Source organism: Naumannella cuiyingiana, assembly GCF_013408305.1.
Lineage (GTDB): Bacteria > Actinomycetota > Actinomycetes > Propionibacteriales > Propionibacteriaceae > Naumannella > Naumannella cuiyingiana.
Genome location: NZ_JACBZS010000001.1, coordinates 1,682,074 through 1,708,564, shown reverse-complemented (window position 1 = coordinate 1,708,564; position 26,491 = coordinate 1,682,074). Strand labels below are relative to the sequence as shown.

Annotated in this window: 21 protein-coding genes; 12 read left to right on the top strand and 9 right to left on the bottom strand. The window is 70.4% G+C overall.

Features of this window, described 5'->3' with window-relative positions; all coding sequences use genetic code 11:
• Positions 1-8: 8 nt before the first annotated feature.
• Both GGQ54_RS07855 and GGQ54_RS07850 read right to left on the bottom strand, forming a co-directional pair.
• Positions 9-314 (bottom strand): GNAT family N-acetyltransferase, encoded by a 306-nt coding sequence (locus tag GGQ54_RS07855; protein ID WP_179444885.1) that lies wholly within the window; start codon positions 312-314, stop codon positions 9-11.
• Positions 307-1,332, bottom strand: coding sequence for a pirin family protein (locus GGQ54_RS07850; protein WP_179444884.1), 1,026 nt, complete (start codon positions 1,330-1,332; stop codon positions 307-309). Before GGQ54_RS07850 ends, GGQ54_RS07855 begins: the two co-directional genes overlap by 8 nt.
• Before the next feature lie 99 nt (positions 1,333-1,431).
• Here GGQ54_RS07850 and GGQ54_RS07845 point away from each other — a divergent pair, with 99 nt between their 5' ends.
• Together GGQ54_RS07845 and GGQ54_RS07840 are read left to right on the top strand one after the other, a co-directional pair.
• Complete coding sequence (locus GGQ54_RS07845; protein ID WP_179444883.1) at positions 1,432-2,088, top strand: TetR/AcrR family transcriptional regulator; 657 nt, start codon at positions 1,432-1,434, stop codon at positions 2,086-2,088.
• Complete coding sequence (locus tag GGQ54_RS07840) at positions 2,085-3,320, top strand: Cmx/CmrA family chloramphenicol efflux MFS transporter (protein ID WP_179444882.1); 1,236 nt, start codon at positions 2,085-2,087, stop codon at positions 3,318-3,320. The genes GGQ54_RS07845 and GGQ54_RS07840 overlap by 4 nt, the downstream gene beginning before the upstream one ends.
• Here GGQ54_RS07840 and GGQ54_RS07835 read toward each other — a convergent pair.
• From GGQ54_RS07835 to GGQ54_RS07820, 4 genes are read right to left on the bottom strand one after another with little or no spacing between them, the layout of a single operon-like run.
• The gene (locus GGQ54_RS07835; protein ID WP_179444881.1) at positions 3,280-4,158 is read right to left on the bottom strand and encodes a polysaccharide deacetylase family protein; all 879 of its coding nucleotides are present in this window, start codon (positions 4,156-4,158) and stop codon (positions 3,280-3,282) included. The two genes, GGQ54_RS07840 and GGQ54_RS07835, sit on opposite strands and share 41 nt — an antisense overlap.
• Complete coding sequence (locus GGQ54_RS07830; protein ID WP_218843771.1) at positions 4,155-5,543, bottom strand: MFS transporter; 1,389 nt, start codon at positions 5,541-5,543, stop codon at positions 4,155-4,157. The genes GGQ54_RS07835 and GGQ54_RS07830 overlap by 4 nt, the downstream gene beginning before the upstream one ends.
• Positions 5,540-6,844 carry an amidase family protein gene (locus GGQ54_RS07825; RefSeq protein ID WP_179444880.1) on the bottom strand — a complete coding sequence of 435 codons (1,305 nt, stop codon included), beginning with the start codon at positions 6,842-6,844 and terminating at the stop codon, positions 5,540-5,542. Before GGQ54_RS07825 ends, GGQ54_RS07830 begins: the two co-directional genes overlap by 4 nt.
• 37 nt (positions 6,845-6,881) lie before the next feature.
• On the bottom strand, positions 6,882-7,490 hold the full coding sequence (locus tag GGQ54_RS07820; RefSeq protein WP_179444879.1) for a DUF1989 domain-containing protein: 609 nt from the start codon (positions 7,488-7,490) through the stop codon (positions 6,882-6,884).
• Positions 7,491-7,594: 104 nt separating this feature from the next.
• Here GGQ54_RS07820 and GGQ54_RS07815 point away from each other — a divergent pair, with 104 nt between their 5' ends.
• Positions 7,595-8,626 carry a substrate-binding domain-containing protein gene (locus GGQ54_RS07815; protein WP_179444878.1) on the top strand — a complete coding sequence of 344 codons (1,032 nt, stop codon included), beginning with the start codon at positions 7,595-7,597 and terminating at the stop codon, positions 8,624-8,626.
• A 54-nt stretch (positions 8,627-8,680) separates the two neighbouring features.
• Positions 8,681-9,694: an aldo/keto reductase family protein gene (locus GGQ54_RS07810; RefSeq protein WP_179444877.1), complete on the top strand. Its 1,014-nt coding sequence runs from the start codon at positions 8,681-8,683 to the stop codon at positions 9,692-9,694.
• On the opposite strand, the gene GGQ54_RS07805 is transcribed toward GGQ54_RS07810, so the two are convergent.
• Positions 9,691-10,449, bottom strand: coding sequence for a helix-turn-helix domain-containing protein (locus GGQ54_RS07805; protein ID WP_179444876.1), 759 nt, complete (start codon positions 10,447-10,449; stop codon positions 9,691-9,693). The two genes, GGQ54_RS07810 and GGQ54_RS07805, sit on opposite strands and share 4 nt — an antisense overlap.
• A gap of 114 nt (positions 10,450-10,563) precedes the next feature.
• Between GGQ54_RS07805 and GGQ54_RS07800 the strand changes: the two genes are divergently transcribed.
• The 4 genes from GGQ54_RS07800 (at position 10,564) to GGQ54_RS07785 (ending at position 17,062) form a co-directional block, all read left to right on the top strand.
• Positions 10,564-11,577 carry an ABC transporter substrate-binding protein gene (locus GGQ54_RS07800; RefSeq protein ID WP_218843769.1) on the top strand — a complete coding sequence of 338 codons (1,014 nt, stop codon included), beginning with the start codon at positions 10,564-10,566 and terminating at the stop codon, positions 11,575-11,577.
• 79 nt (positions 11,578-11,656) lie between these two features.
• Positions 11,657-12,076, top strand: coding sequence for a DUF5318 family protein (locus GGQ54_RS07795; RefSeq protein WP_179444875.1), 420 nt, complete (start codon positions 11,657-11,659; stop codon positions 12,074-12,076).
• Complete coding sequence (locus GGQ54_RS07790; protein WP_179444874.1) at positions 12,069-14,516, top strand: transglycosylase domain-containing protein; 2,448 nt, start codon at positions 12,069-12,071, stop codon at positions 14,514-14,516. Before GGQ54_RS07795 ends, GGQ54_RS07790 begins: the two co-directional genes overlap by 8 nt.
• A complete protein-coding gene (locus tag GGQ54_RS07785) occupies positions 14,513-17,062 on the top strand; it encodes a glycosyltransferase 87 family protein (protein WP_179444873.1) in 2,550 nt (849 codons plus the stop codon). Before GGQ54_RS07790 ends, GGQ54_RS07785 begins: the two co-directional genes overlap by 4 nt.
• 112 nt (positions 17,063-17,174) lie before the next feature.
• Here the strand turns inward: GGQ54_RS07785 and GGQ54_RS07780 are convergent, their stop codons facing one another.
• Both GGQ54_RS07780 and GGQ54_RS07775 read right to left on the bottom strand, forming a co-directional pair.
• A complete protein-coding gene (locus GGQ54_RS07780) occupies positions 17,175-18,419 on the bottom strand; it encodes an alpha-hydroxy acid oxidase (RefSeq protein ID WP_246292587.1) in 1,245 nt (414 codons plus the stop codon).
• A 58-nt stretch (positions 18,420-18,477) separates the two neighbouring features.
• A complete protein-coding gene (locus GGQ54_RS07775; RefSeq protein ID WP_179444872.1) occupies positions 18,478-19,104 on the bottom strand; it encodes a TetR/AcrR family transcriptional regulator in 627 nt (208 codons plus the stop codon).
• Between the two features lie 124 nt (positions 19,105-19,228).
• Between GGQ54_RS07775 and GGQ54_RS07770 the strand changes: the two genes are divergently transcribed.
• From GGQ54_RS07770 to GGQ54_RS07755, 4 genes are all read left to right on the top strand, one after another.
• Positions 19,229-22,045 (top strand): MMPL family transporter, encoded by a 2,817-nt coding sequence (locus GGQ54_RS07770; protein ID WP_179444871.1) that lies wholly within the window; start codon positions 19,229-19,231, stop codon positions 22,043-22,045.
• Complete coding sequence (locus GGQ54_RS07765; RefSeq protein ID WP_179444870.1) at positions 22,042-25,110, top strand: YhgE/Pip domain-containing protein; 3,069 nt, start codon at positions 22,042-22,044, stop codon at positions 25,108-25,110. Before GGQ54_RS07770 ends, GGQ54_RS07765 begins: the two co-directional genes overlap by 4 nt.
• A gap of 76 nt (positions 25,111-25,186) precedes the next feature.
• Entirely contained in the window at positions 25,187-25,663 is a 477-nt protein-coding gene (locus GGQ54_RS07760; RefSeq protein WP_179444869.1) for an anthrone oxygenase family protein, read from the top strand.
• A 10-nt stretch (positions 25,664-25,673) separates the two neighbouring features.
• A complete protein-coding gene (locus GGQ54_RS07755) occupies positions 25,674-26,486 on the top strand; it encodes a tyrosine-protein phosphatase (RefSeq protein ID WP_179444868.1) in 813 nt (270 codons plus the stop codon).
• Positions 26,487-26,491: the final 5 nt, after the last annotated feature.

Sequence of the window (26,491 nt, the reverse complement as noted above, 5' to 3'; positions counted from 1 at the left end):
AGCCCCGCTCACGGCCAGTCGACCAGGTCGGCCCAGTCGTCGTGCTTGCGGACATAGCTCGCCACATAGGGGCAGTGCGGGATGATCCGCTTGCCCTGCGCGCGCACGTCGTCGAGGGCCTCCCGGACCAGCCGCGCGGCGAGACCCTGGCCGGCGTACCTGTCGCCGACCTCGGTGTGGATGAAGTCCACATGATCATCATCGGGCAGCGTGTAGCGGGTGAAGCCGGCCAGGTCGTCGCCCACCCAGACCTCGTAGCGGTGCTTGCGCTCGGCGTGCTCGATCCGGACATTGTCGGGTTGTTGATCACTCATCGGCGCTCTCCTTTCGATCATCAATGGTCGTCGGCGCGGGATTGCGTCGCGGCTTGATCGGTGCGTTCGGCAGCTCCGGCGCCGGCAGCGGTACGCCCGGATCGCCGGCGGGCAGCCCGTAGCTCGCCCCCGGCGCGTCCACCGCGGGCCCGGCGCCGATCTCGGCCTGCCATGCCGCGCGGTACGCCACGATCTCGTCGTGGCTGCGCCCGACGAAGTTCCACCACATCACCACGTCCTCGCCGAACGGCTCGCCGCCGAGCAGCAGCAGCCGCGCGCGTTCGGGCCCGTTGGCGATCCGCAGCCTGGCCTCGCCAGGCGGCAGGTACGCCAGTGCCCCCGTCGGCACCTCGAGGTCGCCGACGCGGACCTCACCCGCGTCAACCAGCACGCCGTGCTCGTACCCGCTCCGGACCACGAACTCGACCTCGATGCCGGGCTCCATGATCAACTCGGCGCCGACCAGCGGCGTGTGCGTGGCGACGGGCGAGGCATGCCCGGCCAGCTCGCCCAGGAACACCCGCGCCTGCCAGCCGGGGCCGGTGATCGCCGGCGGGACGTAGTGCTCGAACGCCGGCTCGCCCGAACGGGCCGCCTCCGGCAGCGCGAGCCACAACTGCGCGCCGTGCAGCGTGTCGGTCTGCTCGGTGGAGCGCTCCGAGTGGCTGATCCCGCGGCCCGCGGTCATCAGATTGAGCTCACCGGGCCGGACGAGCGCGTCGTTACCCAGGCTGTCGCGGTGCCGGATCTCGCCGGTGAACAGCCAGCTCACGGTCGCCAGGCCGGTGTGCGGGTGCGGCGGCACCTGCATGCCGCCGGTCGCGGCCACGTCGTCCGGCCCGTAATGATCAAGGAAGCACCACGCGCCGATCAGGGATCGCTCGCGCTGCGGCAGCGTGCGGCGTACCGTCATGGCCCGTGGGCCGCCGAGCGGGACCTCGCGCGGCTCCAGCAGCGCCGGGCCGCATGCCTGCCCGCTGAGCCTGACCTCGTCCGGCGCTCGCTCCGGGTTCGTCATTGCCCCAGCCTAATCCGCACCCCATCCGGTGCCGTGCCCGCGCCGTCTCGGCTCACGAGACTTCTGGACATCAATGTCCAAAACTGTTTCCATGGGCCCATGGGACGACCACCTCGGCACAGCCGCGACGAGCTCGTCGGCGCGGCGATCGGTGCGTTCACCGACCACGGGTACGCCGGTCTCGACGTCGTCGCCCTGTGCGACGCCCTCGGCATAGGCCGATCGAGCTTCTACCACGGCTTCGGCGACAAGGATGCGCTGTTCGACGAGGCCCTGCGCGCCTACACGGCCGCCGGCGCCGCCGCGCGCGAGCGCTACCGCGACAGCGCCGCGCCCGCGCCCCGCCTGCTGCATCACCGCCTGACCTCCCAGCTCCTCGCGCAGTACGCCGACGAGAACCGTCGCGGCTGCCTGGTCGTCAACACCGCCCTGGAGCTCGGTCGCAGCATCGAGCGCTATGCCAGGATCATCGACGCCGACCGGGAGGGCTGGGTCGAGCTGTACGCCGAGCTGATCGCGCGCGGCCAGCGCCAGCGCCACCTGCGGGCCGAGCTCGATCCGCGGGTGAGTGCCGGCCTGCTGCACACCGCGATGGCCGGCCTGCGGGTGACCGCGCGGATCGCCCCGGAGGCCCAGATCGTCGAGCAGATCGATGCCTTGATCACCGGCTGGTGCACGCCGTCCGGAAGCACAACACTGACCGTGGGCAATGACGGCCACCTCCTTCTCGAAGACCCCGAGAGGACCGTCCGATGAGCCCGTCCACACCCGCCGCCCGCGTACCGGGCGTCGTCTTCCTGCTCGCCGCCGTGATCTTCTGCCTCGGCACCAGCGAGTTCATGATCGCCGGCATCCTGGAGCTGATCGCGGCCGACCTCGGCGTCTCCATCCCCGAGGCCGGCCTGTTGATCACCGCGTTCGCCGTCGGGATGATCGTCGGCGCGCCGGGGATGGCGTTGCTCACCCTCGGCCTCCCACGCAAACCGACCTTGATCATCACCGCGGTGATCTTCGCCGCGGCGCACGTGCTGGGCGCGCTCGCCCAGGGGTACGCGCTGCTGGCGCTCTCGCGGGTCGTCGCGGCGGTCGCCTGCGGCGGGTTCTGGGCGGTCGCCGCGGTGGTCGCCGTCCGGGTCACCCCGCCGCAGGCAACCGGGCGGGCGCTGGCCGCGCTGGTTGGCGGGCTGACCGTGGCCAATCTGATCGGCGTACCGCTCGGCGCCTGGGTGGGTACGCAGTACGGCTGGCGGGCGACGTTCTGGGGGGTAGCGGCGGTCACCGCGCTCGCCGCCGTGCTGATCGCGCTCACCGTGCCGGCCGAGCCGCGCCCGGCCGACGCCCCGCGGGTCGGGCAGGTGCTCGCCGCGGAGACGCGCGCCTTCAGACACGGCCGGATCTGGGTCGCCCTGGCGACCACGGCGCTGTTCCAGGCCGCGGTGTTCGCGTCCTTCTCCTACTTCGCGCCCCTGCTGATCCGGGTGTCCGGGCTGGCGCCGGACCGCGTACCCCTCGTCCTCGTCGGATTCGGCGTCGGCGCCCTGATCGGCGTGACCGTCGGCGGCCGACTCGCCGACCGCAACCTGTTCGGCAACCTGATCGGCAGCCTGGTGTCACTGGCCGCAGCCCTCGCGCTGCTCTGGCTGGTCGCGCCCTTCTGGCCCGCCGCGGTCGCCGCGGTGGCGCTGGTCGGAGCCACCGGATTCTCGATCGCCGGCGCGCTGAACGCCCGCGTCTTCCAGATCGCGACCTCGGCGCCCACCCTGGCGGCCAGCATGAACACCGCCGCGTTCAACGTCGGCAACGCGCTCGGTCCGGCGCTCGGCGGCGCCGTGATCGCGCTCGGCCTCGGCTTCCGCGCGCCGCTACTCGTCGGCATCGCGCTGGCGCTCGGCGCGCTTGCCCTGGTCCGGTACGCGATGGCGCGCGACGGCGTGTCCTTGCGCCGAGCTACCGCCCGGGCGTCTGGGGGTAATCCCCGGTCCCGGTGATGAGGTGTCGCTGATGAACCTCTCGGACCTGGGAGTCCGCGAGCACGTCGGCGGCGACATCTCGACAGGTGGCGAAACGCATGCCTTGCTCGAGGCCGTACTCGATCAGGCTGCGGAGCGCCACGGCACGGCTCGGTCGGCCGCTGAGAAACGGGTGGCAGGTGAGATTGAACAGCGAACCGAACTCGAGCATGGCGTCGATCTCGAGTTTCCACATCTCGAGCACCTTTGCGGGCGACTCGATCACATTGCCCACCGCGGGTGAGGGAAGGAAAGCGTACTGCTCCCAGTCATCGAGCGACCAGTGCACGGGCAGTTCAGCGAGAGGGCGTACGCCGTCGGCCGAGATCCGATACGGCTTGTCATCGCCCATCAGTGAGGAGTCGTAGGACAGCCCGAACTCGCGCACCAGGTCGAGGGTCGACGACGTCGCCTCCCACATCGCTGCCCGATGACCGAAGATTTCGACTCCCTGCGATGCGAACACCTCGCAGGCTCGCTCGAAGTCTGCATGCTGGGCGGCGTCGGTGAGATCGGTCGGGGATTGGTGGCTGTACGAATGATGGGCGACCTCATGGCCGCGATCGACGATTGTCGACGCAAGACGCGGGCGTACCTTCGCCACCCAGCCCGGCATGAAGAAGGTCGCCTGGATCCCGACCTGATCCAAGACGTCAAGCAGCCGCGGTACGCCAACATCTGGCCCGTATGCCTGGTGCGACATGATCATGGCGTGGTCGGCGTACTTCAAGTCGTGGGCGAGGATCGCACTCTCCGCATCGACGTCGAACGTGATCGTCCCCGTGGCGGCGCAATCGCCGAGCCAGCGCGCGGTCATGAGATCGTTCCGCGGTGGACCGAACCCGGCGCGTCCACGGCTTCCCGCCAGTCGTCGCCACTCGGCCGGACGGGTCGTGCGCCGAGGATGAACAGTCCGGACAGCGCCAGCCCGAGTGCGCCGACCAACGCGGCGGCGATCGAGAACGGCAGCATGGACGCGGTCAGCGCGGCGAGCAGCAGGCCGCCGATGACTGCGCCAGGTTGGCTCATCGCATACGCGAATGCGCTTCCGGTTCCTCGACACGCGGCATCGAAACACTCTGTCTGGAAGAACATCAGTGCCGAGTACGGGCCAAGCATCAAGAACAAGCCCGCCATATAGGTGGCGAGAACGAACACCGGGTCGCTCGGGCCGAGCAACAGTGCGGCGAACACGGCCCCGGACGCGATCCAGCCGGTTGAGATGACGCGGCGCCGGCCCCAGCGGTCGCCCGCCCAGCCGAAGAACACATAACCCATGGCGCCGACCACGTTCGACGCAACGACGAGCGCCAAGGTTGTGCCGGCGCTCAGCCCCTTACCGGTCTCGAGGACGGTTGTACCGAGAACGGAGAAGACCTGCAGGCCGAAGTAGTTGAAGATCCACGCCAGTGACAAGAACACCGTGTTTCGCAGGAGCGGCCCACGAAAGATCTCAACCAGCGGCGTCCGGGTCGTGGGCGCCAGCCCGGCCGATGTCAGCAGATCTCGTGACCGCGTGGTCTCACCCGCCGCACGCAACCGGCGCGCCGTGGACATGACCTGGTATTGCGGGCTTTCGCGTAACCTCCGGCACAAGATGGCTGTCAGCACGGCCGGTATCGTCGCGAGCAGGAACGCAGTGCGCCAGCTCCCCGGGCCCCAGATCGCTGTCACGCCAGCGACGAACGCCGCGGCAACCAGCGCCCCCACCGGCCATCCAGCCTGTACGAAGGAGTACACGAACCCCTTGTTCCGGCGCACCTTCTCGTCCTCGGACTGTGAGTACAACTCGTTCAGATAGGTGGCGTTGATCGAGGACTCGGCCAGACCGACTCCACTGATCGACCGGACCGCGACCAGCGAGCCGACGCCCTGAACGGCGGCCGTGGCCGCTGACGACATCGCAGTTCCGGCGATCGAGACGATCATGCCCCTGCGACGCCCGAAACGGTCGATCAACGGCCCGACGACAAGGACCATCAGACCCGTTCCGAGGCTCACCAGAGTCGAGACGAGCAGAGCGAAGCTTGTGTCCCACCCGAACGACTCCTGGATCCGCGGCAGAAGTGTGCCGAACAGGATGAAGTCGTAAACGGCGATCGTCCAGGCGACGAACGCGATGGTGGTTGCACCCCGAACCTCGCGCCCCGATACCTTGCGCAGGTTCGGGTTGAGGGGTGGGGCCATTCGTGACGCGGTCATCTCGATTCTCCTTTGAACGATGGTGACGGGTGACTGGGGACTGCGGATTGGAGGTGCAAAGCGGCGTGGAGCACGCGCCGGTCATGTCCGGATGCTCCCGTCACCTGGAGGCACCGGGGGGATCCTGGACCCTGCTGGCCGACGGGGAGGACGAGGCTCGGAGCGTCCAGATAGCTGAAGATCATCGGCAGTCGTAGCGCGCGATGGTTGAGGGTGGTCTGCGCCTCGATGGTCTGCGCCTCCGCGAGCTGCGGTGGGTCAATCTCCACGGGAGGGATGAGTAGGAGGCAGCGCCCGAGCTCACGCCGGAACTGGGCACGTAGCGACGGCATGGCGGCAACAAGGGGCCGAGCCGAGCGATGGTGGGAGTTGCGCCCGGCCGACTCGAGTCGGCTCCGCACCGCCGGGCCGAGCCGGTCGGGGTGCAGGGCCAGATACGTCCCGAACGCTCTCAGCGCCTCGGCCTCGACTATCGGCAGATGTCGCTGGTGCATCGATCGGACGGCGTCAAGGGATGCGAGCGGCCGCTGGTGGATCCGCAGACCGAGCTGCCGCAGGTGCTCGATCGTCTCGAGGAATCTCCCGGTCACCCGAGGGTCGCACGACAACAACTGGTCGTGGGCCGGAACGACAAACGGAGGCGGCGATCGGGGCGGGTCGAGTGCGGTGTGATCATCAGCGAGAACCTCGTCGGCAGTGTTGATCAGGGCGAGGCTGGCAGCGACGACGCCCACGGCGTCCAGAGATCGTGCGAGAGCCATCATCCCAAGGCGGGGATATCGATCGAGGGTCGGTCGGAATCCGAACACGCCGGTCCATGCTGCGGGGATCCGGGTGGATCCCGACGTGTCGCTGGCCAACGCGAGGGAAACGATCCCCGCGCGTACCGCGGCGGCCGAGCCGGAGGAAGATCCTCCGACGAGGTGATCCTTTCCGGCGATCCGCATCGTCGGCGTGCCGAATCGCTCGTTGACCCCCAGGCCGGAGTACGCCAACTCACTCAGCGTCGTCTTGCCGACCAACACCCCGCCGGCTGCCGAAAGGCGAGCGACCGCCGCGGCGTCTGCCATCGCCGGCGGGCGATGGTCGAAGAGCTGCGAGCCCCCCGATGTGCGAGTACCGCGAACATCGAAGACGTCCTTCACCGCGAACGCAACCCCCGCCAGCTTGCCGGCAGACTGCAGCGAGTGGGCAGCCTCGGACTCGGCGCGAGAAGCGGTGATCTGTAGAAAGACATCGCGCGCGGAACCGGCGGCCTGCAGGACGTCCTGGAGGCGTGTGTGGCACCTGCCCGCACTCATGTGATCATCCTGGGGGCGTCGTCGGTGTCGATGATGATCATGGACGTGACTCGGTGTCGACGACCGCAACGTCCACCCCGGTCGGGGCTCGCCCGATGCCGTTGGTCGGGGCCAGATCCTGAGGGCAGGCGGAGAGAACAACGACCACATCGTCCAGCGCGCGTAGCCGCACGCGGTCGCCGGGCGCGGCCCGCGGTGGGTGAATCGACAGCGATCCGTCGCGGCCGATCGGGACCCTCATGAACAGATTGATCGGTTGGGGCAGGAATGGGAGGGCATCGATGGCGGCCGCGGCGAGGGCTTCGAAGTAGTTGTCGCGGCAATTGTCGTGGTAGCCCTCAACGCCCAGTTGCCGATACCGGGCCAGATCGCAACTCGGGATCAGCAGATCGTGATCGCCAGGGCTGGTGTCCTCGACCAGGCGCAACATCGGGCGCCGCGTGTTGTCGAGCAGGTCGTCGCCGAGCCGGAGCCCCAGGCGACCCGTCGACATCCAGGTGTGTGGCGCCGACGTGAACCGTCGGGAATCGCTGGCGGCGAGCGCCCAGGCGTCGACAACCTGCTCACCACTGGTGTTCGTGATCACCAACTCCTGGCCGGCCGCGAGTGGAATTGCCGTCCCCGAGCGGGCCGCAAGTCGAGTCATGATGCTCGCCTCCCCAATCGTTTGGGTAAGAACGTACCCAAACGGTTGGGTAGAGTCAATGGCATGCGATCATTCGGCTCGGACGTCATTGTGGGCGGAGCTCCGTGACGAAGCAGAAGGCTCCGACGCTGCAGACGGTCGCGGCGGCCGTCGGGGTCGATGTGTCCACGGTTTCGCGAGTGCTGAACAGCGCTCCTGAGCATCGGGAGAGGTGGGCGAGTCCGGCGACGGTCAAGCGAATCCTGGACCGTGCCGCTGCCCTGGGCTATCGACGCAATCCTCACGCAGCGAGCCTGCGTACTTCGCGGTCTCAGCACGTCGGTGTCCTCGTTCCACGGCTACAGGACTTCGTGCTGGCAACGATCTTCGAAGGGATCGACGCGGCCGCGTTCGAACACGGCTATGCCGCGTTCGTGACGAACTCCCTCGACGACCCCGGTCAGCGAGAGTCAAGGGTGCGAAAGTTCCTGGACCGACGGGTGGACGGAATCATCTTCGCCGACGCTCGCGCCGACGACCCATTGCTGGAGAAGCTGGCGGCAGAGGGTGTCTCGTTCGTGCTCACGTCGCGCACGTCGGGGAACTTTGTCGGAGCGTTCGCAGACGACCGGCACGGGGGTCGACTGGTGGCGCGCCACCTGGCCGAGTCCGGATTCCGCGACATCGCTGTGATCGCGGGCCCCGACTACGCCTCGACGGCCAACCTGAGGATTGCGGGACTGCGTGGCGGGCTCGAGGAGGCCGGGTTGGACCTGGATCCGAGTCGAGTTGTCCGCACCGGATTCGACGCCGCGGCCGGACGGCAAGGCGTCGAGCAACTGCTCGACACTGGCTCGACACCGGACGCCATATTCGCGACCAACGACTTCGCGGCGATAGGAGCGATCGGCGGATTGCGAGAGCGCGGTCTCCGCGTACCCGATGATGTCGCCGTCGTCGGCTACAACGACACGCCACTGGCCGCGAGTCTGTCGGTGCCCCTGACGACTATCCGCTCGCCGATGGTCGAGATCGGCAAGTCGGCATTCGCGCTTCTGGAGGACGTGCTCGGCGGTGCGAAGCCGGAATCGGTGGCGCTGGAGCCGAGTCTCATCGTGCGGCAGTCGACCTCGACTGCCCGCACAAGGCGTCAGTGACAGATCTGCTCGCCCCGTAATTCGGGCATCTCGCCGCGGAGTAACGTCGCGGGCATGGACTTCCGCTACCTCGGCAACAGTGGCCTGAAGATCAGCGAGATCACGTTCGGCAACTGGCTCACCCACGGCTCCCAGGTGGAGAAGGACGCGGCGATCGCCTCCGTGCGCGCGGCGCTCGACGCCGGGATCACCAGCTTCGACACCGCCGACACCTACGCCAACACCGCGGCCGAGGCGGTCCTCGGCGATGCGCTGAAGGACGAGCGGCGCGAGTCGCTGGAGATCTTCACCAAGGTGTACTTCCCGACCGGCCCGATGGGTCCCAACGACACCGGCCTGTCCCGCAAGCACATCATGGAGTCCCTGCACGCATCGCTGAAGCGGCTGCAGACCGACTACGTCGACCTCTACCAGGCACACCGGTTCGATCATGAGACGCCGCTGGAGGAGACGATGGTCGCCTTCGCCGACCTCGTGCACTCGGGCAAGGTGCTCTACATCGGCGTCTCCGAGTGGACCGCCGACCAGCTCCGCCGCGGGCACGCGCTCGCCAAGGAGCTGAAGATCCAGTTGATCTCCAACCAGCCGCAGTACTCCGCGCTGTGGCGGGTGATCGAGGACGAGGTGGTGCCGACCAGCGAGGAGCTCGGCATCTCCCAGATCGTCTGGTCGCCGGTCGCCCAGGGCGTACTCACCGGCAAGTACGCGCCGGGCGAGCAGCCGCCGGAGGGCTCCCGCGCGACCGACACCAAGGGCGGCGCGGACATGATCAAGTCCTGGTTGTCCAAGGACGAGGTGCTGCGCCGGGTCCAGGACCTGCGCCCGATCGCCGACGAACTCGGCCTCACCATGGCCCAGCTCGCCATCGCCTGGGTACTGCAGAACAAGAACGTGGCCGCCGCCATCGTCGGCGCGTCGCGGCCCGAGCAGGTCACCGACAATGTCAAGGCCGCCGGCGTCGAGATCCCTGCGGAGCTGATGGGCCGGATCGACGACGCCCTGGGCGATGTCGTGGAGCGCGACCCCGCGAACACCGCCAAGTCCTCCTCGAAGACCCGGCTGACCTAGCACCCCACGGCCGGCTCACCCGAGGTCCCCAACGGGTCGCGGGCGATGTCTGCGTACGGCCGGCCGGTTTCGCGCGCGAGCGCCCGGAGCAGCCCGTCCCGGGTCGCATAGCCGGCCGCCCGTGCGGCGCGGGCCGGGGGCGCGCCGCCGGCGAGCTCGGCCAGGGCGAGATTCAACCGGGCGCGGGTACGCCAGCGCGCGAACGCCTGCCCGGTCTCGTCCCCGAACCATCGCTGGATCTGCCGCACGCTGCTCAGATGCCGCTCGGCGAGCTCCGGAAGAGTCGCGCCCAGCGTCCAGCGACCGCCGGCCAGCAGCCGGTCCGCGATCTCCCGGGCGACCGGGTGGCTCGGTCGCTCGAGTGAGAACCGGGGCCGGTCGATCCCGGCCAGGAGCCTGTCGATGGCCTCGCGGAAGGGAACGATCTCCGTGGCCCGCGGGCTTGCCGCCACCGCCGTCAGCATCAGTTCCGCGAGCTCGGGCCGGTGCCCCAGCGCGCGGACCCGCCGGGGCGGCTCGCGGGTGATCATCGGCCCGAAGACGATCGCTCCCGGCGTCGTCTGCACCGAGTGCGGTACGCCGGTCGCCAGCCACAGCGTCTCCCCGGCCGCCAGCGCGTGGCGCTGCCCGTCGGCGACCACCTCCGCGGCGCCACGGACCAGGTGCACCAGATGGGGGCTGTCGTGGTGGTGCGTGGCATGCCCGAGAAAACGAACGGCCGTGCGCGGCACCGCGGCCGCGAGCGGCGTGGTCATCTGCTCCCCTTTCACCGGTGATGGCAGCTCCGTCGCCGGAGACGGCAGCTTCGGCGGCGTACCGGTCACGAAACGAGGTTAGGTTAACCTAACCGTCCGATCGAAGAGGTGTCGATGTCCAGCATGACCAGCGCCGCCCGGCGCTCCTTCTCCGCCCGCGGTGCGGCGACCGCATTCGCTGCCGCCCTGCTGGCCCTGGCGACCGCCTGTGGCGTCGCGCCGGCCGCGCCGCTCGCGCCCGGGACGGACGCGACCCGCACCGTCGCGACGATCAAGGGCGAGGTGCAGGTTCCGGTGCGGCCGCAGCGCATCGTCGTGCTGAACCATGCGCTGGCCGGCTACCTCTTCCACCTCGATCAGCCGGTCGCCGCGGTCGTCCCCGAGTTCACCGACACCGAGGGCGTCGCGGCGCCGGCCTGGGCCGACCAAGCCGCGGCCGCCGGAACGGTCTTCCTGCCCTGGCCGGCCGATGGCTTCAACCTGGAGGCGATCGCCGCCCAACGGCCCGACCTGATCATCGCCGGCGGCCTCGGCTTCCCGTTCGCGCAGGCCGAGCAGGTCTATGACCAACTCTCCGCGATCGCGCCCACCGTCCTGGTACCGAAGACCCTGCAGACCTGGCAGCAGCAGCTGAGCTTCCTGGCCGGCGACGTCTTCGCCGCCCCGCAGCGCTACGACGAACTGCGGGCCGCCTATGACGCGCGCGTCGCCGAGGTCGCCGCCGCGATCACGCCGCCGTCGAAGCCGTCGACCGTGATCAGCCGCGCCAGCAGCGGCAAGGTCTATGTGCTGATGGACGATGCCGGCCTGATCACCCTGCTGACCGAGCTCGGGTTCGAGCCGGCCCCGCTGGCGCAGCGCAACGGCGCCGTGCCGTACACGCCCGGTGGAGACATGTTCGAGGTCTCGCCGGAGAATGCCGGCGTCGTGCTCGACCCGGCCACGATCTTCGTGGTCCCCTTCGACGACCCGAAGCAGACCGTCGCGGCCCTCGCCAAGGATCCGGTGCTCGGCCGGCTGCCCGCGTTCCGCAACGGCTCCGCCTTCGACCTGCCGCAGAGCGCGCTGCGCGCCGACTACGACGACACGATGGAGTTGATCGACACCATCGAACAGCGGTTCGGCTGACGCGGTCCGGCCGACCCGGCGGGCCGAAACCCGCCCACGGGCGCTGCACAGCGCTTGATCGGCTCGTAGTCTGGCTGGCATGTGGTCGCAGCGCGAGGTGTTAGACTTCTCGCTGCAGCGCCGCCGGATTCTGGCCGCGCTGCGGCAGTCCCGGGGTACGCACAGCCGGGCGGAGGCCTGCGATGCCGACCCCATGCTGATCCGGGCTGCGCTGCACCACGGCGAGCCGGCCGGGCAGGCCTGCCCCGTGTGCGCGGCTGGCACCATGGCGGTGCTGCACTACGTGTTCGGGTCGCAGCTCGGGCAGTACTCCGGCCGCATCAAGGCACGCGCCGAGCTGGAGCCGATGGCTCACGAGTTCGGCGAGTTCAAGGTGTGCGCGGTGGAGGTCTGCACGGACTGCGGGTGGAACTTCATGACGAGTTCGTGGCTGATGGGCGACGGCGTGAAACGCCGCCCGCCACGACGACAACCGACAGTTGAGGACATCTATGGCTGAGTCCGGCAAGCGCGCCAATCCCGCGCCCCGTGCGAACGGCTCGCGGACCCCGGCGAAGTCTCCGAAGGGTACGCCGAGCCGCGGCCGACGGCTGCGCCGGGTGCTGGCGGGCGTGACGATCGGCGGGCTGGCGCTGGTGCTGCTCGGCATGGGCGGCATCGCGGCGGCGTACCTGAATACCGAGATCCCCGACCCGAATGCCGACTTCCAGACCAACAACTCCAATGTCTACTTCGCCGACGGCAAGAGCGAGCTCGGCTACTTCCAGGTCCAGAACCGGCAGTCGATCCCGTTCGAGGAGATCCCGCAGTCGATGAAGGACGCCGCGGTCGCGGCGGAGAACTCGACGTTCTGGACCGACCCGGGGATCTCGATCACCGGCATGATCCGCTCGGCCTTCGTGATCGCCACCGGCGGCGACATCCAGGGCGGCTCGACGATCACTCAGCAGTACATCAAGATCCTCTACCTCTCCCCGGAGCGGACCCTGGAACGCAAGTTCACCGAGCTGTTGCTGGCCGCCAAGATCGGCCGCGAGGTGCCCAAGGAGGTCATCCTCGGCAGCTACCTGAACACCATCTACTTCGGCCGGGGCGCCTACGGCGTCCAGGCAGCCGCGAAGGCGTACTTCGATGTCGACGCGAAGGATCTCAGCGTCGAGCAGTCCGCCGTGCTGGCGGCGGTGCTGAACAGCCCCGGTCGCTTCGATCCGGCCGAGGGCGAGAACAACGAGGCGCGGCTGCTGGAGCGGTATCGGTATGTCCTGGGCCAGATGGCCGACAACGGCATGATCACGCCGCAGGACGCCCAGGCGATGGGGCAGCAGCTCCCCGAGTTCCCGAAGATCAAGCAGAGCTCCCGGCTGGCCGGTCCGAACGGGTTCCTGCTCAAGATGGTCGAGGACGAGCTGGCGGCCAAGGGCTTCGACGAGTCGCAGATCCAGGGCGGCGGCCTGCAGATCACCACCACCATCGACAAGGACAGCCAGGCCGCGATGGTCCGGGCCGCGACCGACATCCGGCGCAAGGCGGCCGCGAACAACCCCAAGGATTCCAAGGGCAAGAACCTGCACCCGGCCATGGCGTCGGTGGACACCCGGACCGGCGGTCTGCGGGCCGTCTACGGCGGGCCGGACTATGTCGAGAGTCAGCGCAACTGGGCGACCACCCGCCGCCCGACCGGGTCGACCTTCAAGGCCTTCGCCGTCGCGGCGGCGCTGAAGGACGGTCTGCGGTTGCGCGACTTCTTCGAGGGCAACGCCTACACCCCCGAGGGTGCCGAGAAGCCGGTACGCAACGAGAACGGCTACACCTACGGCTCGGTCAGCATGCTGGAGGCGACGGCGAAGTCGATCAACACCGCCTTCGTCGACATGACCATGCAGATGAACCCGAATGGCCCGCAGAAGGTGATCGATGCCGCCGAGGCGGCCGGCGTACCCAAGGGCGACGGGCCGGACTGGGCGCCGGTGCCGGTGATCTCCCTGGGCATCGCCGAGGTCAGCCCGGTCAACATGGCAGGTGCGTATGCGACTTTCGCCAACGACGGGGTACGCAATGCCCCGCACATCGTGGCCAAGGTGACCGACGCCGACGGCAAGGTGCTGTACGAGAACGCCGACGAGGGCAAGCGGGCCTTCGACGCCGACCTGAACTCCGACGTGACCTACGCGCTGTCCCGCGTCGTCGACGACGGCACCGGCAGCGCCGTGTCCACGATCGACCGACCGGTCGCCGGAAAGACCGGCACCAACGGCGTGCGACGGATGGTCGATGGCCGCGAGAGCAATGATGTGACATCGTCGTGGTTCGTGGGCTACACCAAGCAGATCTCGACCGCGGTGATGTTCGTCGCGGGCGACGACGGCAATGGTGACCTCGACCCGTACGCCAAGCCCGGCAACTCGACCTTCTTCGGTGGCAGCTATCCCGCCGAGGCCTGGGGTGACTACATGGCGGTGGCCAGCGAGGGGATGCCCGTCGAGGACTTCCCGGAGCCGGCCTTCGTCGACAAGGAGAAGACCGACGGTACGCCGCCACCGCAGCGGCGTACCCGCGACGACAACGACAACAGCGACCAGCGGTCCCGGCCGCGCGACGACAACTCGGGCGGGGAGTCCTCGACCCCGCAGCCCCGAGACGACGAGTCCGCCCGGCCGCGCGAGGAGCAGACCCCCGACCAGGGCGATGACGGTGGCTCCGATCGCCCGAGCACCCGCCCGACGTCGCGACCGACCGGCGACAGCGGCGGATCGGGCAACGGTGGTGGGTCCGGCAGCGGATCGGGCAGCGGCAGCGGGTCCGGCAACGGCAACGGCGGTGGGTCCGGCAGCGGCAGCGGGTCGGGCAACGGCTCCGACTCCGGTGACGACGACTCGGGCTCCGGCTCGTCGGGCCAGCGCGAACGCAGCGGCCCCAGACCCACGGGGGAGCCTGGGTGAGCCTGCTGCCCCGCCTGCAGGAGCGCGCGACACGACCCGCCGGATTCGTCCGGCGGGTCGTCCGCGGCACGGGCGGGGACACGGGGCGGCACGCCGTCGGCGAGCGGTCCTGGCTGGACCTGCCGGTACTGGCGCTGTTGCTGGCGACCCTGACCTGGCTGGTCACGGTGATCCGGCAGGGCGCGTGCCTGCCCGGCAGCGCCGAGGTGTTCGCGAATCTCTGCTACACCGACATCACCAATATCTACGCCACCAGCGGTCTCGCCGAGGGGCGGGTGCCCTATCTCGGCGCGACCCTCGACCAGCCGGTGCTGACCGGCGCGCTGATCGAGTTCGTGCGCGAGTTGGCGGTGCTGTTGGGGGCGCCCGTCGGTGCCGCCGAGCCCGAGCTCAGCCAGGGCAGCGCGGTCTTCTTCGGGGTGAGCGCCGTAGTGCTGTTCCTGTGCTTCCTGCTGGTCGTGTTCGCGACCCTGCGGGCGCAGCGCCGCGGCTGGGATGCGGTGATGGTCGCGGTCTCGCCCGTTGTGGTGATGACCGGCTTGATCAACTGGGACCTCTTCGCCGTCGCCCTGGCCGTCGCGGGGCTCTGGGCGTGGGCGGCCAAGCGCCCGATCGCCGCCGGTGTCTTGCTGGGCCTGGCCACCGGTGCGCGGATCTATCCCGGCTTCTTGTTGATCGCCTTGCTGATCGTCTGCATCCGCGGCCGTCGGGTCTCGGAGTGGCTGAACGCCGCCGGCGGTTTCCTGCTCGCCTGGGCCGCGGTCAATCTGCCGCTGATCATCGCCGCACCGGATGCGTGGCTGGCGTCATGGACCCAGAACACCACGCTCGGTTCGGTGTGGGCCGCGCTGGAACAGTCGGGCCGGACGCTGCCCGAGGTGGACGTCTTGTCGACGGTTCTGTTCGCCGGCGCCGTCGTGCTGATCGCCCTGATCGCATGGACGACGTGGCGGCGCCCGCGGGTGGCGCAGGTGGCGTACCTGATCATGTGGGCGCTGTTCGTCACCAATCAGGACTACCGGCCGCAGTACGGCCTGATCCTTGCCGTGCTGATGGTCTGGGCCCGCCCGAACTGGCGCGACTGGGCGATCTTCGGCGTCGGGCAGGTCTACTACGTGATCGCGGTGTGGATCTACCTCGACGGGTCGCTGTACGCCGCGGACGGGCAGTCCTCACCGGCGTACCAGTTGGCGATCTTGTTCCGGATCACCACGGAAGTCTGGGTCGCGGCGATGATCATCCGCGACATGTACCGGCCGGGCCACGACCCGGTGCGGGTCGGCGGCGTCGACGATCCCGGCGCCGGGGTGCTGGCGGGGACGCGCGATGCCGCCTGGGTGCAACGGTTGCGCGCCCGGACGGTCCCGCTGCCGGTGTTGTGGGGGCGCCTGTGGGACGGCGATGCGAAGCCGGGTACGCCGCCCCTGGCCCCGCTGGGCGTGCCCGGCCGCGGCGTACACGCGATGCGAGTCGTGCTCCCGGCGTGGTTGCTCGGCCGCGGCTCGTTGATCATCGCGCTCGTGGTGACGATGGCGATCACCGGGCAGAGCCTGTGGACCAGCGTCTGGCACTGGGACACCGAGCGGTTCTTCACGATCGCGCAGTACGGCTACGAGCCGCTGAACATGACCTATCGCGCGTTCTATCCGGGGTGGCCGATCGTGCTGGCGATCGGCAACACCGTGGGCATTCCGCTCGACATCTGGGGCGTGCTGATCGCCACCTTGTGCTCGCTGATCGCGGCGCTCGCGCTGACCCGGATGGGCGGGCGCTGGGCGGCGGTCGGCTGGATCTTTGCGCCGACCGCGGTGTTCACGATGATGCCGTACTCGGAATCGCTGTTCTGCGCGTTCGCGTTCTGGGCCTGGCAGCGCGCGCGGGCCGACAAGTGGTGGCAGGCGGCGGTGCTGGCCGGGCTCGCCTGCACGGTGCGGGTCAGTGGCCTGTTCTTGCTGTTCGGTCTGGTGATCATGGTGCTCACCTGGTCCGGCATCGACTGGCGCGGCCGGTTGCGGCGCGGCCTGTGGCTGGGCGTGACGGCGATCATGCTCGGGGCGTACACGGTCTATCTGTATCTGCTGACCGGGAGCTGGTCCGCCTGGTCGGAGGCCCAGCAGAAGGGCTGGCCGCGCGAGTTCACCATGCCCTGGACATCGATCCTGAACACCTTGCGGGTGGTCGATCCCGGCGGTTCCTATGTCGATCAGCCGTATCTGATGGTGGTCTTCGCCTTCGAGTTCTTGTCCTTCGTCGCCGGCGTCGTGGTGGTCGGCTGGTGCCTGCGGCGCCGGCTGTGGGCCGAGGCGGGCTATATGGCGATCCAGTTGGTCGCATTCTCCACCTCGTACTGGCTGCAGTCGGTGAACCGGGCCATCCTGGTCTGGTTCCCGTTGTGGATCATGCTCGCCCACCTGGCGCTGGACCGGCCGGCCACCGCGCGCGGGGTGGTGCTGCAGCGGGTGTTCCGGATCAGCTGGGCCGTCGTCTCCCCGGCCCTGATGATCTTGTGGGCCTGGATGTACTACTCCGGCCAGTGGGCAAGCTGACGGCCATCGTGTCGTCAGTTGTCGCCGCCTGAGGCGGACCTCAGGGGGCGATAGCTCACGAAGGGATTGGGTACGCCTGCCCGATCGGCGCGTGCCCGATCGGCGCGGGGGCTCAGCGGGCGCGGGGCGCCATCCGGACGAGCTGGGTGACGTGCCCCGGCTCCAGTTCCTCCAGCGACGCGACCCCGAGCAACTGCATGGTCCGCTTCACCTGGGAGGACAAGATCGCGATCATCCGGTCGACGCCCTCGCGACCGCCGGCCATCAGGCCATAGAGGTACGCCCGCCCGACCAGCGTGAACCGCGCGCCGTGCGCGATCGCCGCGACGATGTCGGCGCCGTCGGTGATGCCGGTGTCGATGTGGACCTCGGCGTCCGAGCCGACCTCGCGCACCACATCCGGCAACAGGTGGAACGGCACCGGCGCCCGGTCCAACTGCCGACCGCCGTGATTGGACAACAGCACGGCGTCGGCGCCCATCCCGACCGCATCCCGCGCGTCCTCCACGGACTGGATGCCCTTGATCACGAGCTTGCCCGGCCACAGCGCGCGTACCTCCCGCACCACCTCCGGTGAGATCGTCGGATCGAACATGGTGTTGATCTGCTTGATCACGCCCTCCGGGCCGCCGCTGATCGAGGCGAAGCTCAACGGCTCGGTGGTCAGGAAGTTGATCCACCACTCCGGCCGCCACGCCGCGTCCAGCACGGTTGCCGGCGTCAGGCTCGGCGGCACCGTGAACCCGTTGCGGACATCGCGCATCCGGTTCCCGGCGACCGGCGTGTCCACCGTCACCAGCAAGGTGTCATAGCCCGACGACCAGGCCCGCCGCACCAGCTCCAGCGATGCCTCGCGATCGTTCCACAGATAGAGCTGGAACCAGCGCCGCGCGCCCGGGGCCGCCTGCGCCACATCCTCGATCGATGTCGTGCCCATCGTCGACAGCGCGAACGGGATGCCCGCCGCCTCGGCCGCGGTCGCGCCCGCGCGTTCTCCCTCGGACTGCATCATCCGGGTGAATCCGGTCGGTGCGATGCCGAACGGCTGGGCGACCCGGGCGCCGAGAACGTCCCAGCCGGTGTCGACCCGGGACACATCGCGCAGCACCCGAGGATGGAACTCCACATCCTTGAACGCCTGCCGCGCGCGCCGCAGCGACAACTCGCCCTCGGCCGCGCCGTCGGTGTAGTCGAACGCCCCGCGCGGGGTGCGTCGCTTCGCGATCCGCCGCAGGTCCGCGATGGTCAGCGCCTTCGCCAGCCGGCGCCTGCGGGGGTTCAACTCCGGGGCGCGGAAGCCCATCAGCGGCCGCAGGTCGGCCAGGCTGGGCAGCCGGCGCTGCATCCGAATCGGCATGAGCGGTCCTCCATTGGTCCGATGTCCTGGCCAGAGTCTAGGCCCGAAGCAGCCCCCGTCAGCGACTGACCAGCAGCGCCCGCAGCAGCGGGCGGAGCAACCGCTCCAGCGCCTGCTTGTCGAACTCGCCGGTCAACAGCCACGTGTCCACGAACTGGTGGTGCACCGTGCCCAGCAGCTCGGCCGCCTCCGCCTCCGGAACCGCCCAGGCCAGCCCCACCCGGTCGACCGCGGCGCGCATCACATCGGCGAAGGCGCCCTTGAGCTCGCGCTCGTGTTCGCGGTAGCGCTGGGTGAACTCGGGGGTACGCGCGGCGTACAGCTCGATCTCGGCCAGGAACAGCGCGCGCGTCCGATCCTGTGGTTGGAGCAGCGCGAACACGTCGGCGGCCTGCTCGGCGACACTGTCCAGGCTGACCGCGGACGCGCCGATCCGGGCGATGGCATCCAAGCTCGTGCCGACCTGGGTCTGCACCAGCCCCCGGAGCAGTTCCAGGCACAGGTCGTCCTTGGAGCCGTAGTTGGAGTAGAACGCCCCGCGCGTGAAGCCCGCTCGCTCCGAGATCTCCTCGACGCTGCCGGCGAGGATGCCGCGCTCGGCGAAGACCTCCAGCGCAGCCTCGCGCAGCCGCTCGCGGGTCTGCTCGCGGCGCACGCTGATCTGCGACTCGCCGGCCTGCGGCATGGAACTCCTCCGGGCTGTGGGGCAGGGGTTGGGTCGGGCAGACTCGTCCGATACAGTTCCGTATCGGATACAGCTTCGTATCCGGAACTCTATCCCGACTTCCTACCCACCGCCAAGGATTGCGATGTCGAGCTATCTGTACGCCCTCGGGCGTTTCTGCTTCCACCGCCGCGGTCGCGTGCTGCTCGGCTGGCTGCTCGCCCTGGTCGTCCTCGGCGGTGTCGGCGCGGCCGTGATGCGGCCGTTCGACAACGAGTTCCGGATCCCCGGCGCCGAGTCGATGGCGGCCCTCGATCAGCTCAAGATGACCTTTCCCGAGGTCTCCGGCACCTCGGCCACCTTGGTCGTGGTCGCCGCGCCCGGCGCCGACATCCGCGACCGGGTCTACCGCGACGCGATCGGCGACTACCGCGAGTCGGTCGAGGACCTCGACTTCGTCGACAGCGTCACCGACCCCTATGACGACGACATCGAGGGTCTGATCAGCTCCGACGGCCGGGCCGCGATCGTTCGCGCGCAGATGCCGATCGAGGCCGAGGAGTTCACCGACGAGCAGGACACCGCGCTGCAGAGCGCGCTGGGCACGGTCCGCGCCGACCTGCCCGACGGTGCCCGGGCCGAGCTCGGCGGCGAGGTCTATTCGACCGAGCTGCCCCGCCTCAGCGTGGTCGAGCTGATCGGCCTCGCTGTGGCACTCGTCGTCCTCGCGCTCACCCTGGGCTCGCTGATCGCGGCCGGCGTACCCCTGATCACCGCGGTGCTCGGCGTGGCGATCTCGATGACGCTGTTGCTGGTGCTGACCGCGTTGACCCAGGTCAATTCCTCCACCCCGATGCTCGCGGTGATGCTCGGGCTCGCCGTCGGCATCGACTATGCGCTGTTCATCCTGTCCCGGCACCGTGATCAACTTGCCCGCGGGATGGACCTGGAGGAATCGGTCTCCCGCGCCGTCGCGACCGCCGGCTCGGCGGTGGTCTTCGCCGGGCTGACCGTCGTCATCGCGCTCTGCGGGCTGGCCGTGGCCAACCTGCCCTTCCTCACCGTGATGGGTGGCTTCGCCGCCGCCGCGGTGGTCGTCGCCGTGCTGATCGCGCTCACCCTGCTGCCCGCCCTGATGGGCTTCCTCGGCGAGCGGATGCGGCCGCGCTCCGGGCGCAGCCGGCGCGCCGCCGGCGAGCCCGCGACCAACGGCGTACCCGCCACCAACGGCGCGCCCGCGACCACGGACGCGGCCGCCGACCATGGCGACGAGGCGCCGCGCGGATTCTTCCGGGGCTGGGTACGCCTGGTCACCAAGGTCCCCGTGCTGACCATCGCGCTGGTGGTGCTCGTTCTCGGCGCGTTGTCCCTGCCGGCCGGCAACCTGCAGCTCGCCCTGCCCGACTCCGGGCAGAAGAACTCCGACGCGCCCGACAAGATCACCTATGACTTGATCACCGAACACTTCGGCGTCGGCTACAACGGCCCGCTGATCGTCACCGCGGAGATCATCGGCAGCAATGACCCGGTCGCGCTGATGGACGACCTGAAGGCCGACATCGAGAAGGTGCCCGGGGTCGCCAGCGTGCCGCTGTCCACGCCGAACCGCAATGCCGACACCGGCTTCATCCAGATCATCCCGACGACCGCGCCGTCCGATCCGGCGACCGCGGACCTGGTCCAGCGGCTGCGTGGCCAGGAGGGACGCTGGCTCGCCGAGTACGACGTGCAGACCGCCGTCACCGGCACCACCGCCGCCCAGATCGACGTCACCGAGCGCCTCGGCGCCGCCATGGTGCCGTTCGGGATCTTCGTCGTCGGGCTCTCGCTGATCTTGCTGACCATGGTCTTCCGGTCGATCGTGGTGCCGATCAAGGCAGCCGCCGGATTCCTGCTCAGCGTCGGCGCGGCGCTGGGCGCGACCACCCTGGTCTTCAACGAGGGTCACCTGCGCCAGCTCGCCAATCTCGAACAACCCGGCCCGGTGATCTCGTTCTTCCCGATCATGTTGATGGGCATCCTGTTCGGCCTGGCGATGGACTATGAGGTCTTCCTGGTCTCGCGGATGCGGGAGGAGTACGCCCACGGCCGCAGTGCTCGCGGAGCGATCGAACGCGGCTTCGTCGGCTCCGCCCGGGTGGTGGTCGCCGCGGCGTTGATCATGTTCTTCGTCTTCGCCTTCTTCGTCCCCGAGGGCGACGGGGCGATCAAGGCGATCGCCTTCGGCCTGGCGGTCGGCATCTTCGCCGATGCCTTCCTGGTCCGGATGGTGCTGGTTCCCGCGGTGATGGCGCTGCTCGGCGACCGCGCCTGGTGGCTGCCCCGCTGGCTGGACAAGCTGCTGCCCTCCCTCGACGTCGAGGGCGAACGGGTCGGCGAGGTGCTGCGGCATGCGGACTGGCCGGCCAACCCGAATCCGTGGGCCGCCTACGCCGAGAACTTCACCGTCGGAGCGCGCGGCGAGTTGCTGGCGCCGCCCGTCGATCTGCGGATCCGGCCCGGCGAGGTGCTCGTGGTGGAGGGCGAACCGTCCGCGCGTACCCCGCTGTTGCTTGCGCTGTCCGGGCGGATGGAGCCGGTGGACGGCCGCGCCCGGGTGGCCGGCGGTCTGCTGCCCGGCGAGGCGGGGAAGGTGCGCCGGCGTACCGAACTGATCGACGCCGTGCACGACGACTCGGTGGCGCGCGCCCTGGACCGGGCGGCGCGCGGCGACGCCGGCGTGATCATCGTCGACGGTGCCGATGCGTTGCACAGCCACGACGAGCGGACTCGGCTCGCCGGGCTGGTACGCCGGATGGGCGCGGGGCCGGAACCGGCCGGCGCGCTGATCCTCGGCGCGGCGGACGCGGGGCTGCTCGACGACCTGCTGCCCGGCGGCTACCACCTACTGACACTCGGCCCGGTCCGGCCGGACCGACTCGACCGCGAACCGGTGTTGGCCGGGGAAGGAGCACTGCGATGAGCCTCGACCTGGAGCGTCCCCGCACCCGGCCGGCCGGCTGGTTCACCCTGCTCGGGGTGCTGCTGATCCCGGTGATCGTCGCGGGCGGCTTCCTCGCCGCGACCTGGCAGGCGACCGATCGCCTGAGCCGGGTCCAGGCCGCGGTGGTCAACCTCGACGACGGCACCCGGATCAACGGCCAGTTCGTCCCGCTCGGGCGCCAGCTCGCGGCCGGGCTGGTCACCGAACAGGACGAGAACTTCACCTGGGTGCTCGCCGATCAGGAGAATGCCGACGCGGGCCTCGCCACCGGCCGCTTCGTCGCGGTGGTCACCATCCCGAAGAACTTCTCCGAGAACGCGACGAGCTTCTCCGACGCCGACAAGGCGCGCAAGGCCGTGATCGACGTGCAGACCTCCCGGACCACCGGGGTCGCGGATTCGGCCATCGGTCAACAGATCGCCGACGTTGCCGCCAACCGGGCCGGCCGCGAGCTGACCGAGAACTACCTTGATCAGATCTATCTGGGGTTCAACGAGTCGGGCAAGCAGTTCCGCCGGGTGGCCGACGGGGCGAGCGACTTGTCCGACGGTGCGGGCGAGCTGAACACCGGCGTGGGCCGGGCCCGCGACGGTATCGACGAGCTCGCCGACGGCATGGGTCAACTGTCGACCGGCGGTGATCAACTGGTCGCCGGCAGTGATCAACTCGCGGCGGGTACGCGGCAGCTCGCCGGCGGCCTCGACCGGGCCGCTGACGGGACCGCCGAGCTGCCCGGCCAGACCGGCCAGCTCGCCGACGGCGCCGGTCAGCTCGCCGGCGGCCTGCGCCAGGTCGCCCCCGGCGCCCGGCAGCTCGCCGATGGCAGCAGCCAGCTCGCCGACGGGCTCGGCCGGCTGGCTCCCGGGGCCCGACAGGTGGCCGACGGTGCCGCCCCGGTGGCCGACGGCCTCGAATCCTCCGCCGCCGGTGCTCGCCGGCTGGCCGAGGGGACCGGACCGCTGGCCGACGGGCTGACCCGGTCCGCCGACGGGTCCCGGCAGTTGGCGAACGGCACCACCGAGCTCGCCGGCGGCCTGGATCGGCTCACCGCCGCGACCGCCGAGCTGCCGGCCGGGGCCGACCGGCTGGTCGCCGGCGCCGGCGAGTTGAGCGAATCGGCGCCACGGCTGCGCGAGGGCGCCGACGCGCTCGCCCCGGGCGCCCGGCGCGTCGCCGACGGGGTTGCGGAGTACACGTCCGGGGCCGACCGGCTGAACCGCGAAGGGATCGCGCCGCTGACCGAGGCGATCGGTGGCATCGAGGCCCCCGATGCGGATCGGATCGCCGCGCTGCGCGACGGGTCCGGCCAGGTCGCCGAGGGCGCGGCGGGCCTCGACGCGGGGCTCACGGCGTACCGGCAGTACCTGTCGCGGCTGGCCCAGGACCCGCCCGGGTCCTGCCCGTACGCCGACGAGGAGGGCGGCGACCGGCTCTGCGAGGCGTGGGCGGCCGGCGCCGCCAGCACGGCCGAGGCCGCCGAACAGCGGCTGACCAGCGGAGCGCAGGGGCGACCCGCGCTGACCGCCGCGGCGGGCGAGCTGGCCGAGGGCGCGTCGCGCCTGGACACCGGGGTCGGCGCGACCGCGGACCAGCTCGACGACTTCGCCGGCCGGCTGCCCGAGCTGCGCTCGGCGGCCGCGCGGGTGGGTGAGAGCGCCGACGCGCTGACTGCCGGCTCGGCCGACCTGCGCTCCGGCGCCTCGCAACTCGCCGACGGCGCCGAGCGACTCGGCCCGGGCGTGCAGGCCTTCGCCGACGGGGCGGTCGGCTTCGCCGATGGTGCGCGGGCGACGGCGGACGGACTGCGCCAGCTCAACCCGGCGCTCGCCGAGGCGGCGTCCGGGGCCCGCGAGCTCGGCACCCGCGGCGGCCAGCTCGCCGATGGGCTGGGCGCGCTGGCGGCCGGCGGACGGCAACTGGACACCGGCGCCGGGCAACTCGCCGACGGCCTGGGCCGGCTCGCGCCCGGCGCCCGGCAGCTCGCCGGTGGGGCCGATCAGGTGGCCGGCGGCGTGGAGCAGTCGGCCGCCGGCGCCGCGCAGCTCGCCCCCGGTGCGCGCCAGCTCGCGGACGGGATGGGCCCGCTGACGCAGGGCGCCGACCAGATCGCCGCCGGCACCAGGCAGCTCGCGGACGGCCTGGCCGCGCTGCCGCCCCAGTTGCGCCAGGCCGCCGACGGGGCGGACCAGCTCGCCGACGGCGCCGAGCAGGCGGCGGCAGGCACGCGTACCTATGTCGACGGGGTACGCCAGGCCGCCGACGGGTCGCGGCAGGCCGCCGACGGCATGGCGCGGTTGCAGGACGGATCGGGCCAGCTCGCGGGCGGCGCGAAGGAGTTGTCCGACGGCCTGGCCGACGGCGTCGACGAGCTGCCCAACTACAGCTCGCAGGACCGGATCGCGCTGAAGACCGCTGCGGCGCAGCCGGTGATCGTCGACGGCACCGATGCGAACCTGCTGCCCGAGTCGACCGCGACCAGCCTGCTGATGGTGCTGGCGCTGTGGCTCGGCGGCCTCGCGACGTTCCTCGCGCTCGCCGCGGTGCCGGCCCGGGCGCTCACCTCGCGCGCGTCGTCGGCCCGGCTCGCCGCCCGGATGCTCGCGCCCGGGGCGGCCGTCATCGCCCTCCAGGCGCTCGCGCTGACCATCGTCGGCCAGGTCGTGCTGAACCTGGCGCTGCCCACCCTGCTCGGGGTGTTCGGCTTCCTCCTGCTCGCCGGGGCATCCTTCCTCGCGGTGAACCAGGCGCTGGTCGCCTGGTTCGGCGGTGCCGGTCGGGTGATCTCGGTGATCATGGTGGTGCTGACGGCTGCCGGCGGCATCCTCTCGGCGGTGCCGGGCTGGTTCGCCGCGCTGCTGCCGCTGTCGCCACTGACCCCCGCGTTGAACGGGGTGCGCGCGGTGATCACCGGTGGGCCCGGGGTCAGCGACGGGGTCATCGGTTGCCTGCTCTGGCTGGTGCTGGCGCTCGCGGCCGGGGTGCTGGCGATCGCCCGTCGCCGGATGGCCGATCCCCGGGCGTACCTGCGTCCGCGGACCGCCTGACGGGTCAGACGATCAGACATGGAATCGAGCGGATCGATGCTGGAGAGTTCTGCCGGCGCTGCGCTGTACTCGTGCCATGACCGTGCGGATCGCGATTCTCACCATCGGCCTCACGTTGACCGGCCTGTTCGCGGGCGGGATGGCCGTGTTCTCCTATGCGGTGATGCCGGCGCTCGCGCGAACCGATGACGAGACCCTTGTCACCACCATGCGACGGGTCAACGAGGCGATCCTGAATCCGCTGTTCCTGGTGATCTTCCTCGGCGGCCTGATCCTCACCGCGATCGCCGCATGGCAGTACTGGGGCAGCGGCGCGGCGGGCTGGCTGATCACCGCGTCGGCGGCGCTCAGCCTGATCGGCATCGCGATCACCGTGGCCGGGCATGTGCCCCTGAACAGCGCGCTCGCCAACACCGAGCAGACGTTCGCCGCCGCGCGGCAGGCGTTCGAATCGCGCTGGCTGGCCCTGAACGCGATCCGCTCGATCGCGCTGACCGCCTCGCTCGCCACCGGCGTGCTCGGTGCGGCGCTGGCCGCAGGCGGTGCCCGCTAGGCTCCAGAACATGCCTTGGCTGCGCTTCGATTCCCTCGTCAATGCCCGTGATCTTGGTGGTACGCCGACCGCCGACGGCGGCCGGATCCGGGACGGCGTACTGCTCCGCTCGGACAACCTGCAGGAGCTGACCGAGGCCGATCTCGCCCAGTTGCGCGAGCTGGGCCTGACCGATGTGCTCGACCTGCGCAGCAACTACGAGGTGGCCCAGGAGGGGCCCGGGCCGATCACCCGCGAGCCGGGCGTGACGGTACGCCGGTTCACCTACCTGCCCGAGTCCGACACCACGCCGCTGCCCGACGACGACCCGGCCGACGTCTCCGGCGCGTCCGCCGGGTCGGGGGTCGCCGAGCAGGCGCTGCCGTGGGTCGGACTGACCCCGAGCGTGGGGCACGACAATGTCTTCGCCTCCCACTACCTGTCCTACCTGGCCGACCGGCCCGACCAGGTGATCGGCGCGCTGCGCGCGATCGCCGAGGCCGAGGGCACCGTGCTCGTGCACTGCGCCGCGGGCAAGGACCGGACCGGCACCACCGTGGCCCTGGCGCTGATGCTGGTCGGCGCGGACGAGGATGCGGTGGTCGCCGACTATGCGGCCTCCAGCGAGCGGATGCAGCAGATCGTCGACCGGCTGGCCAGCTCGGAGACCTACCGGGCGAATCTCGAGGGGCGGCCGCTGTCCAGCCACCTGACCAATCCCGAGTCGATGCGCGCCTTCCTTGATCACCTGATCGGCGAGTACGGCAGCATCGAGGCCGCCCTGGGCCGGCTCGGCTGGACGGCGGCGGACACCGAGCGGCTGCGCGCAAAGCTGCTGGACTGATCGGC